Below are 11,680 nucleotides of genomic sequence, written 5' to 3' on the forward strand. Positions count from 1 at the left end.
CGACCGCCTCACCACCGTCCTGCGCCCCAAAGTCGACGCCGCCTGGCACCTCCACCACCTCACCCGCCACCAACCCCTCGCCCTCTTCGCCCTCTTCTCGTCCCTCGCGGGCACGCTGGGCAACGCGGGGCAGGCCGGATACACGGCCGCCAACCACTTCCTCGACGCGCTCGCGCTCCACCGCCGCGCCCACGGCCTGCCCGCCGTGTCCCTGGGCTGGGGCCTGTGGGGCACCGACGGCGGCATGCAGGCCGGTGCCGCAGAGCAGCTGAAGCAGACGGGGCTCCGGCCCATCCCGCCGGAGGTCGGGCCTGCCCTGTTCGACCGGGCGCTCGCGCTCGACAGCGCGGTGACCCTGCCGGCGCGGCTCGACCTGCGGACGCTGCGGTCCGGCTCCGTCCCGGTCCCCGCGATGCTGCGCGGCCTCGTCGGCCGCCCCGCGCGCCGGGTGGTCCGGCACGGCGCGGGCGACCAGCGGGCCCTTGCCGGACGGCTCGCCGCGCTGCCCGAGCAGGACCGGCACGAGCACGTCACCGAGCTGGTGCGGACCGAGGTGGCCGCGGTGCTCCAGTTCGCCGCGGGCGAGCGGATCAGCGAGACCGTGCCGTTCCGGGACCTGGGCTTCGACTCCCTCACGGCCGTCGAGCTGCGCAACCGCCTCACCGCCGTCACGGGCCTGCGCCTGTCGCCCGGCGTGGTGTTCGACTACCCGACGACCTCGGCGCTCGCCGCGTACGTCCTCGCCGAGCTGAGCGGCGACCTCGCGGCCCCGGCCGCGGCGGTCGCGGCGGCCGTCCCGGGCTCCGGCGGTGCGAACGAGCCCATCGCGATCGTCGGGATGGCCTGCCGCTTCCCCGGCGGGGCCAGCACGCCCGAGGGCCTGTGGCGGCTCGTCGCCGACGGCGTCGACGCGATCGGGGACATGCCGGACGACCGCGGCTGGGACATCGAGCGGCTGTGGGACCCCGACCCCGACAAGCCGGGCACCTTCTACACGCGGGAAGGCGGCTTCCTCTACGACGCCGCCGACTTCGACGCGGGCTTCTTCGGCATCTCGCCGCGCGAGGCCCTCGCCATGGACCCGCAGCAGCGGCTGCTCCTGGAGACCTCGTGGGAGGCCCTGGAGAGCGGCGGCATCGACCCGCAGTCGCTGCGCGGCAGCGACACCGGCGTCTACACCGGTCTGACCGCGCAGGAGTACGGGGCGGGCGCGGGCGCGGCCGAAGGGGGCGCCGAGGGCTACCTCCTGACCGGCTCCACGACCTCCTTCGGCTCCGGCCGGATCTCCTACGTCCTCGGCCTCGAAGGCCCGACGATGTCCATCGACACCGCCTGCTCGTCGGTCCTCGTGTCGCTGCACCTCGCATCGAACGCGCTGCGCAGCGGCGAGTGCGGCCTCGCGCTCGCGGGCGGCGCGACCGTGATGGCGCAGCCCATCGGGTTCGTCGAGTTCTCCCGGCAGCGCACCCTCGCGCCCGACGGCAGGTCCAAGGCGTTCGACGAGTCCGCCGACGGCACCGGCTGGTCCGAGGGCGTGGGCCTGTTCGTCCTGGAGCGGCTCTCCGACGCCCGGCGCAACGGGCACACGGTGTTCGCGCTGGTCCGGGGCAGCGCGGTGAACTCCGACGGCGCCTCCAACGGCATGACCGCGCCCAACGGCCCCTCGCAGCAGCGCGTCATCCGCCAGGCCCTCGCCAACGCCGGTGTCGCACCCGCCGATGTGGACCTCATCGAGGCGCACGGCACCGGCACCCAGCTCGGCGACCCCATCGAGGCCGAGGCCCTGATGGCGACGTACGGCCGGGAGCGGCCCGCGGACCGGCCCGCCTGGCTCGGCTCGGTGAAGTCGAACATCGGGCACGCCCAGCACGCCGCGGGAGCCGGTGGCCTGGTCAAGGCGATCATGGCCATGCGGCACGGGGTGCTGCCCAAGACCCTGCACATCGACAAGCCGACCTCGGCGGTGGACTGGTCGTCGGGCGCGGTGGAACTGCTCACCGAGGAGCGCCCCTGGCCGGAGCTCGACCGGCCGCGCCGGGCCGCGGTGTCCGCGTTCGCGCTCAGCGGCACCAACGCCCACGTCATCCTGGAGCAGGCCCCCGAGCCCCCGGCCGGTGCCCCGGCCGAGGTGTCCCTGCCGGTGGTGCCGTGGGTGCTCTCGGCCAAGTCGCCGACGGCCCTGCGCGCACAGGCCGAGCGGCTGCTCGCGCTCCTGGAGTCCGGCACCGGTCCTGACGCGCTCGACGTCGGGTTCTCGCTGGCGCAGCGCGCCGCGTTCGACCACCGCGCGGTGCTCGTCACCGGCGGCGGCGCCGACGCCCTGACCGGGCTGCGGGCCCTCGCCGGGGCGGACGCGCCCGCGGCGGGCGACGGCCGGACCGCGTTCCTGTTCACCGGGGCCGCGGACGGACCCGAGCCCGCGCTGTACGAGACGCTGCCCGGGTACGCGGAGGCGTACGACGAGATCCTGGCCGGGCTCGGCGAACAGGGCCCGAAGGCGGCCGGGTTCGCCGCGGAGGTGGCGCTGTTCCGCCTGGTCAAGGCCTGGGGCGTCGGCGTCGGCTGCGTCGCGGGCACCGGCGTCGGCGAGATCGCCGCCGCACACGTCGCCGGGGCACTGTCCCTGGCCGACACGGGCCGCCTCCTGACGGCCGAGGACGCGGCAGAGGTGACGTACGAGACACCGCGGATCCCCGTGCTTTCGCTGCGCACCGGGCGACCGCTCACCGCCGGGGAGCCGCTGGGCCTCGACGGGACCGAGGGCGGTGCGACCGCCGCGCGCTGGCTCGCCGAGCACGGCGTGACCCGGTGCGCCGAGTCCGGCGGACCGCGGGTGCTCGACGGCTCGGTGCCGCTGCTCGCCGCCGGGCGACCGGCCGTGCACGCCGTGCTCGACGGCGTGGGGGAGCTGTTCGTCGCCGGGGCGGCCGTCGACTGGGCGGCCGTGTTCGCGGGCACCGGAGCGGGCCGCACGGCCCTGCCCACCTATCCGTTCGAGCGCCGCAGGTACTGGGCCGCCGAGGCCGCCGCCACCGCCGCGGGCGAGGACACCGACACCGCGGGGCACGCCCTGCTCGGCACGGCCGTCGCCGTGGCGGGCCGGGACGAGACGGTGTTCACGAGCCGCCTTTCGACCGCCACCCACCCGTGGCTGGCCGACCACGTCGTCGCCGGGGTGCCGGTGCTGCCCGCGGCGGCCCTGGTGGACCTGGCGATCGGCGCCGGGGACGCCACCGGCTGCCCCGACCTCGCCGAACTCACCGTCACCGAGCCGCTCGTGCTGCCCGACGAGGGCGCCGTACGCGTACAGGTCGTGACCGGGGAGCCCGACGCGGCCGGGCGGCGGACCGTGGAGATCCACTCCCGGCCCGCCGAAGACCCCGGACGGGACGGTGACGGCACGCCGCCGGAGTGGACCCGCCACGCCACCGGCGTCCTCGCCCCCGCCGCCGGGCGGGCCGACGCCGAACCGGCCGTCTGGCCGCCGGCCGGGGCCACGGCGGTGGACTGGGCGTACGAGGACCTCGCCGACGCCGGTCACCGGTACGGCGAGGCGTTCCAGGGCCTCACGTCCGTGCTGCGCAGGGGCGACGAGCTGTTCGCCGAGGTCCGCCTGCCCGAAGGGGCAGTCACGGGCGTCGACGGCTTCGGGATCCACCCGGCCCTCCTGGAGGCCGCCGTGCAGCCGCTGCTCACCGGCGGACCCGGGGCGGGCCCGGACGGCTCCGCGCTGCTCCCGCTCGCCTGGGAGGGCGTCGCCCTGCACGCCACCGGGGCGACGGTCGTGCGCGTGCGCCTGGCCCCCGCCGGTTCCGACGCGTTCCGCCTGGAGGCCGTCGACGAGGCCGGGCTCCCCGTCCTCGTGGCCGACTCCGTGCGCCTCCTCCCGGCGGTCCTGACGCCGCGGGACGGCGGCGCGGCGCCGGTGTCCGCCGGTGCGGCTCGCCTGTTCGCACCCGAGTGGACGCCGGTGGCACCGGTGGCCGACGACGAGCCGGAGAGCCTGCTCGCCCTGCTCGGCGAAGCCACCGGCGACATCGCCGCGATCGCGCCGCTGCGCTTCGCCGACGCCGCCGAGGCCGCGGCGTCCTTCACCCCCTGGGACGTGCTCCTGGTCGAGCCGTCGCGGCCGGACCAAGCCGCTGACCCGGTCGCCGCCGCGCACCGGGCCGTGGCGCGGGCGCTCGACGCGGCCCGGTCCTGGCTGGCTCAGGAGGACCTGCCGGACAACCGCCTCGTCGTGGTGACCCGGGGCGCGCAGGCCGTCGGCGCGCGGGACGGCGTGGCGGACCCGGCCGGTGCCGCCGTGTGGGGCCTGCTGCGCTCCGCCCAGGCGGAGCACCCCGACCGTATCGTCCTCGTCGACCTGGACGACGACCCGGCGTCCGTCGACCAGCTGCCCCTGGTGGCCCAGGCGGGCGAGCCCCAACTGGCCGTCCGCGCCGGGCAGTTGTTCGCGCCGAGGCTCGCTATCGCGGCCGTGCCTGACGCAGCGCCGCCCGCCCTCGCGGACGGCGGCACCGTGCTGGTCACCGGCGCCGACGGGGAGCTGGGCGCGCTGTTCGCCCGGCACCTGGTCACCGCGTACGGGGTGCGGCACCTGGTGCTCGCCGCCCCGCACGGCCCCGGCTCGCCCGCCGAGCGGCTGCGGGACGACCTCGCCGCCCTGGGCGCGACGGCCACGGTGGCGGCCTGCGACCTGGCCGACCGCGAGGCGGTGCGCGCGCTGCTCGCGGCCATCCCGGCCGAACACCCGCTGACCGGCGTCGTGCACACCGAGAACGTCCTGGACGACGGGGTGTTCACCGCGCTGACCCCGGAACGCGTCGCGGCCGTGCTGCGGCCCAAGGTGGACGCGGCCCGGCACCTGCACGAGCTGACCGCCGACGCACCGCCCGCCCTGTTCGCGCTGTTCTCCTCGGTGGTCGGCCTGCTCGGCAGCCCCGGGCAGGCCAACTTCGCCGCGGCGAACGCCTACTCGGACGCCCTCGCCGGGCACCGCGCGGCGAGCGGCCTGCCCGCGGTGTCCCTCGCCTGGGGCCGCATGGTCGAGGGCGGGCAGCCGGGCCTGCGGGTGATCGCGGGGGACGAGGCGTGCGCTCTCTTCGACGCCGCCCTCGCCACCGGGCTCGCCGTGGTCGCGCCCGCGCCGCTCGACCTGGCGGCGCTGCGCCGCGACGCCGCGCAGGTGCCGGTGGTGCTGCGCGGTCTCGTGCCGCGCGGCGAGCGCCGCAGGGCGAGCGCGGAGCAGCAGGGCGACCGGTTCGCGGAGATGGGCCGGGCCGAAGCGGAGACGTACTTGCGCGACCTGGTGCGCGCCGAGGCGGCCGCGGTCCTCGGCCACGCGGCGCCGGACCACCTCCAGTGGGAGGTGTCCTTCCGGGACTCCGGGTTCGACTCGCTGTCCGCCGTGCAGTTCCGCAACCGGCTCGGCGAGCGGACCGGCCTGTCCCTGCCGACGACGCTGGTCTTCGACCACGCGTCGCCCGGCGCGCTCGTGGACCACCTGCTGGAGCGGCTCGACCTCACCGACGGCGTCAGCAGGCGCTCGGCCCTGGCCGAACTGGACAAGCTGGAGGCCGTCCTGATGGCCGTCCCGGTCGACGCGGCGGCCGACGAGGAGTCCGGCCGCACCGAGATCGCCGCCCGTCTGAACGCCATCCTCACCCGCTGGAACAAGGCCTGGACCGACGCGCGGCCCGACGCGGTCCCCGGCACCGGCGAGACGGACCTGGCCGCCGCGATCGAAACCGCGACGGAGAACGAGGTCTTCGACTTCATCGACCGGGAACTCGGCCGCGCTTCCGCCCAACCGAACCGCTGACCACCAGGAGACACGGTGAACTCACCCACCCGATACGCCGAAGCCCTACTGACCGGCATGCTCGGCACCTTCGGCCTGAACGTCGAGTACGTCCGGGCGGAGCGGAACTCCCTGTACTACCTGGACGAGAGCGGCGCCGAGGTGCCCGTGCTCGACCTGGTCGGCGGCTGGGGCTCCCTCATGCTCGGCCACAACCACCCGGAGATCGTGGCGCACGCCAAGAAGCTCCTCGACACCGGCTGGCCCGTGCACTCGCAGTTCTCCGAGCACCCGGTCGCCGACCGCGTCGGCGAGGTCCTGAACGGGATACTCGGCCGGGAGTTCCCCGGCGCCGAGCCCTACCCGGTGATCTTCGCCAACAGCGGCGCCGAAGCCGTCGAAGCGGCCGTCAAGCACTGCGAGTTCGACCGCGCGCTGCGCCTGAAGAGCCTGTTCGAGCAGATCGAGTGGAACGTCGACGTGGCCGTGAAGGCCGTCGCCGACGGCTCCGCCCAGCTGCCCGACGACACGTCCCTGCTGCCCGGCGACGTGCCGGTGCCGACCACCGCCGAGGAGTTCGGCGCGCTGCTCGGCGCGGTGGCCACCCACAACATCGGCCTCGTGGGCACGAGCCCGGTGTTCTTCGCCCTGGAGCGGGCCTTCCACGGAAAGCTCCTCGGCTCCACCCAGTTCACCTTCAACCCGACGTTCCGCGCGGCGTTCACCTCGCTCGGCCTGCCGGTGACGTTCGTACCGCCGAACGACGCGGCGGCGCTGGAGAGCGCGCTTGCCGAGCACCGCCCGGCCGCGCTCGACGTCGAGGTCGTGGACGGCCGGGTCACCCTCGTCGAGCGGCCCTTCCCCGTCATCGGCGGGCTGATCGTCGAGCCCATCCAGGGCGAGGGCGGCATCCACGAGCTGACGCCCGAGTACGCCGCCCGCATCCGGGAGATCTGCGACGCGGCCGGGTGCCCGATCGTCGTCGACGAGATCCAGACCGGCATGGGCCGCACCGGGAAGTTCTTCGCGAGCGCCCACATCGGGCTGCTCGGCGACTACTACCTCCTCGGCAAGTCCCTGGGCGGCGGCCTCGGCAAGACCTCCGCCATGCTGGTCCGGCAGTCGCGCTACCGCCCCGAGTTCGAGCTGGTGCACAGCTCGACCTTCGCCAAGGACGGCTTCACCACGTCCGTCGCCCTGCGCACCCTCGAACTCCTTGAAGCCGACGACGGGGCCGCCTACGACCTGGCCGCGGAGCGCGGCGAACGCGTCCTCGGCGTGCTGCGCGAACTGGCCGAGGAGTACCCCGACGTCGTGCTCGACGTCCGCGGCAAGGGCCTGCTCATCGGCCTGGAGTTCGCCGACCAGAGCCGGGCCGCGTCCCCGGTCATCCGCGAGAAGGCGGCCGCGGGCCTGCTGGTCTTCCTGATCGGCAGCTACCTCCAGCTCGTCCACCGCATCCGTACGGGGCCGACGGCCAGTGTGCCCAACATGCTGCGGATCGAGCCCTCGATCCACCTCACCGACGAGGAGATCGAGCAGCTGCGCACCGGTCTCACCGACGTCTGCCGGATCCTGCGCAACCAGGACGCCCTGCCGCTGATCCACCCGCTGACCGGCGCCGCCGCACAACCGCGCACCGAGATCCGGGACTTCAGGCCCGAGACGGCCGAGCAGGCCGCGCCCGCCGAGCCCGCCACCCACAAGGTCGGGCTCGTCAGCTACCCGCTGACCCCGGACACGCTCCGGCAGCTCGACCCGTCGCTCGCCGACCTGGACGACGCGGCGCTGCTCGCCTACACCCAGCGCTCCGAACTGCTCAAGGACCTGCCCGCGACGGCACCGGTCCGCTACACCTCGCCGCAGGGCGCCTCGGTCGACCTCACCGTCTACCCGCTCCTGGTCTCGCAGCAGCAGCTGCGCGCCTACCGCACCACCGGGCAGACCTTCCTGATCGGCCTCGACCTCGACCGCCGGGTGCGCGCGGCCAAGGCCGACGGCTGCGAGACCGTAGGCATCGGCTTCGGCCTCGGCACGGTGGGCGACCACGGCCGCGCGCTGCGGGTGCCCGGGGTCACGCTGACCGCGGGCAGCACCCTCGCGGTCGGCGCCACCCTGGCCGCGCTCGAACAGCCCGCGCTCGAACGCTTCGGCGACCTGGGCGGGTTGACGGTCGCGGTCGTCGGCGGCGGCGGCCGCGTCGGGTCGGCCCTCGGCGCGCTCAGCGCCGAGTACGTCGCCAGGGTCGTCCTGGTGGGCAGCGGCCGGGAGGGCTCGGCCGAGCGCCTGCGCGCCACCGAGCACCGGATCTACCAGGACGCGTGGACGCGGATCGCGGCCGGGGGCGAGCTGACCGGCATCGCGGCGGCGCTCTCCGCCGAGCCGCTCATCACCAAGTGGCTCGCCGACGGGCGCTCCGCCGACGAGCCGAGCGCCGAGGCCGTCGCCGCGCACCTCGCCGATTCCTACGACGTCAATCCGTTCGTCGTCACGACCGATGACCTCACCGAACTGCGGAATGCGCACGCGGTCATCGCGGCACATTCGAGTCCGGTTCCGGTACTCGCCGAGAAGCATCTCGCCGAGGGCGCAGTCATCGCCGATCTGTCCTTCTTCGGCACCGGTGCGGAATCAGCCATTGTCACCGGCCGCGACGATTTGCTTTACCTGCGGGGTGGTGTTCTTTCGGTACCGGAGGATACTATTCTGCCGCGTGGTTTCAATGGTCCATTGAACACGGGTGAATTGCTGGCGGGGGCTGCGGAAGCAATCGTCCTCGCACTCTCGGGCGCCGACGGAAAGTTGAGCGAAGGCGCCATTACCCAGGAACGGGTGCACGCAATCATCGACCTCGCCCAACAGCACGGGTTCGAGGCGATTTCCGCCTGACGTCTGCCAGGAATTCAGCTCGCCGGACCATCGGCCGATGGTCCGGCCTGATCGACAAAGGGTAAGTGAATGCCAGAGTCAGCAGCTTCCGGAGCAAAGGTGGCGGTGGATCCCTCGGTGGACCCGCACCACGCCAAGCGCTGGTTAATCCTCGCGGTCATCGGTGTCGCACAGTTCACGATCTTCCTGGACACCACGGTCGTCAACATCGCGCTGCCCTCGGCCCAGGCCGATCTGGGCTTCGGTGACGGCGACCGGCAGTGGGTCGTCACGGCGTACGCGCTCGCCTTCGGCAGCCTCCTGCTGCTCGGCGGCCGGGTCGTCGACCTGATCGGCGCCAAGCGGTCCCTGATGGTCTCGATCATCGGCTTCGGCATCATGTCGGTGCTCGGCGGCGCGGCGAACGGCTTCTCCATGCTGGTGACGGCGCGCGCCCTGCAGGGCGCGTTCGCCGCCCTGGTCGCGCCGGCCGCGCTGTCGTTCCTGCTGACCGTGTTCACGGATCCCAAGGAACGGGTCAAGGCGTTCGGCGTCTACGGCGCGCTCGGCAGCGGCGGGCTCGCGCTCGGCCTGCTGCTCGGCGGCGCCCTCACCGACTGGCTCGACTGGCGCTGGTGCCTGTACGTCAACGTCGTCTTCGTGGCCGCGGTGTTCGTCGGCGCCATGCTGACCATGCAGAACCGGCAGGCGGAGCACCGTCCCGACAAGCTCGACCTGCCCGGCACGGTGACGGCGTCCGTCGGCCTGTTCTGCCTGGCCTACGGCCTGTCCAATGCCGACGACGGCGAGTGGGGCGGCGCCGACGTATGGGGCCTGCTCGTCGCGGGCGGCGTCCTGATCATCGCGTTCGTCCTCTTCGAACTGCGGACGCACACCCCGCTCCTGCCCATGCGGATCGTGCTGCACCGCAACCGCGGCAGCGCGTATCTGGGGATGTTCCTGCTGGGCATCGGCCTGTTCGTGCAGTTCCTCTTCCTGACCTACTACCTCCAGCTGATCCTGGACTTCTCGGCGATCGAGAGCGGTCTCGCGTTCCTGCCGATGATCGTCGGCATCGCGATCGGCGCGACCACCATTCCACCGGTGCTCGAACCGAAGCTCGGCTCGCGGGTGCTGATCCCGGGCGGGCTCGTCCTCGCCGCCGTGGGCTCGTTCTGGCTCGGCCAGCTCAGCGTCGACAGCTCGTACGCCGGCGGCATCCTCGCGCCGATCTTCATCGCGGGCGTCGGCTTCGGGCTCGTGGTCTCCCTGGGCGCGGCGGTCGCCACGGTCGGGGTCGAGCCGCAGGACGCCGGAGCCGCGTCGGCCCTGGTCAACACCGTGCAGCAGGTGGGCGGTTCGATCGGCACCGCGCTGCTCAGCACCCTGGCGATCACCGCGGCGGACAACTTCGTCGAGGGCAAGCCGCCCACGCCGCAGCTGGCCGCCGAGGCCTCCGTGGAGAGCTACACCACGGCGTTCTTCTGGGGCGCGGTGGTCTTCCTCGCGGGGGCGGTCATCTGCGGCCTGCTCTTCGACCGCCACGTGACGGCGCAGCCGGACCCTGAACTGGGGGATGCGGCCCCCGTCCCCGGCATGTGAGTCGACCTGCGGGCCGGTTGTGGCTGGTCGCGCAGTTCCCCGCGCCCCTTCGGGGCGCTCCCGAACGGCCGCCCCGCTGGTACTTGGTCCCAAGTACCAGCGGGGCGGCCGCTTTTGGTATCCGGGGCCTCTGGGGCCGCGAGGCCCCACTGGATTGACTGGCCCGCACGGAGTGATGTGACCTACTGAGGAGGACTTCGTGACAGCAGTGGCCGGTGAGCGGGCGGACGTGACGACCGGATCGGCGGTGGACGCGGCGGAGCTGTTGCGGCGCGCCCGCGAGCTCGCTCCGCTGATCCGCGAGCACGCGGTGAAGACCGAGCAGGACCGCAGGCTCGCGGAGGAGGTCGTGGTCGCGCTGCGGGACGCCGGTCTCTTCCGGCTCACGACGCCGACCCGGTTCGGCGGCTACGAGCTGCGGATGCCGGACCTCCTGCCGATCGTCGTCGAGGTCGGCAAGGCCTGCGGCTCGGCGGGCTGGAACCTGTCGATCGACACCGCGTCGACCCGCTTCGCCCTGAACGCGCTGCCGGAGACGGCCCTTGCGGACGTGTTCGAGGGCAACCCCGACGCGTACGTGATCTCCACGGCCCATCTGACCACCACGAAGGCGTGGCGCGCCGAGGGCGGCTTCCGGGTCACCGGCACCTTCCCGTGGAGCTCGGGCTGTGAGATCGCGGACTGGGCGTACATCCCGGTCGTGCACGTCTACGACGGCGACGAGCAGACCACGGACCTCGTGGGCGTCGTGGTGCCCATGAGCGACCTGCGGATCGAGCGGACCTGGCACTCCGCGGGCCTGTCCGGCTCCGGCACCCACACCGTCGTGGCCGAGGACGTGTTCATCCCGGAGCGCCGGGCGACCCCGTTCAGCCTCACGGACCTCGTGGGCGAGGACCACCGGGACAGCATGCTCATCCAGGGCAGCGCGCAGTCGCTCGCCGCGATCGTGGGCGCGGCGCAGGGCGCCCTGGAGGTCACCAAGGCGCACCTGGACAAGGGCCGTCCGATCACGTACGCCAACTTCGAGCGGGCCGCCGACGCGCCCTCGGTGCAGATGTGGTTCGGCGAGGCCGCGCACCTCATCGAGACCGCCCAGATGCATCTGACCGAGGTCGGCAGGGCGCTCGACGGCATTCCGGAGACCCAGCAGATGCCGTGGGCGGAGCGGGCCCGGATCCGCATGCACGAGAAGTCCGCCCAGGAGAAGTCGCGGGCGGGCGTGGAGAAGCTGCTCGACGCGGTCGGCGGCAGCGCCTTCGCCCTCTCGAACCCGCTCCAGCGCCTGTGGCGCGACATTTCGGTGATGAGCCGGCACAACGCGCTCAACGCGCCGCTCATCCTGGAGGACTACAGCCGTGCGGTCCTCGACGTCCACCCGGCGGTGACCCTGCTCTACTGAGGAAT

Annotated in this window: 4 protein-coding genes; all 4 read left to right on the forward strand. The window is 73.8% G+C overall.

Translation table 11 applies throughout. From position 1 onward, the window contains the following. Positions 1 to 5,824 (forward strand): beta-ketoacyl synthase N-terminal-like domain-containing protein (locus IG74_RS46695; protein WP_030687488.1); only part of this gene is annotated, 5,824 nt, incomplete at its 5' end. 15 nt (positions 5,825 to 5,839) lie between these two features. Further along, positions 5,840 to 8,692, forward strand: coding sequence for an aminotransferase class III-fold pyridoxal phosphate-dependent enzyme (locus IG74_RS0139595; protein ID WP_030687490.1), 2,853 nt, complete (start codon positions 5,840 to 5,842; stop codon positions 8,690 to 8,692). Positions 8,693 to 8,791: 99 nt separating this feature from the next. Further along, the gene (locus tag IG74_RS0139600; protein ID WP_063761332.1) at positions 8,792 to 10,273 is read left to right on the forward strand and encodes an MFS transporter; all 1,482 of its coding nucleotides are present in this window, start codon (positions 8,792 to 8,794) and stop codon (positions 10,271 to 10,273) included. Between the two features lie 199 nt (positions 10,274 to 10,472). Further along, complete coding sequence (locus IG74_RS0139605; RefSeq protein ID WP_107059130.1) at positions 10,473 to 11,675, forward strand: acyl-CoA dehydrogenase family protein; 1,203 nt, start codon at positions 10,473 to 10,475, stop codon at positions 11,673 to 11,675. Positions 11,676 to 11,680 lie beyond the last annotated feature (5 nt).

Source organism: Streptomyces sp. NRRL B-1347, assembly GCF_000720325.1.
Classification (GTDB): Bacteria; Actinomycetota; Actinomycetes; order Streptomycetales; family Streptomycetaceae; genus Streptomyces.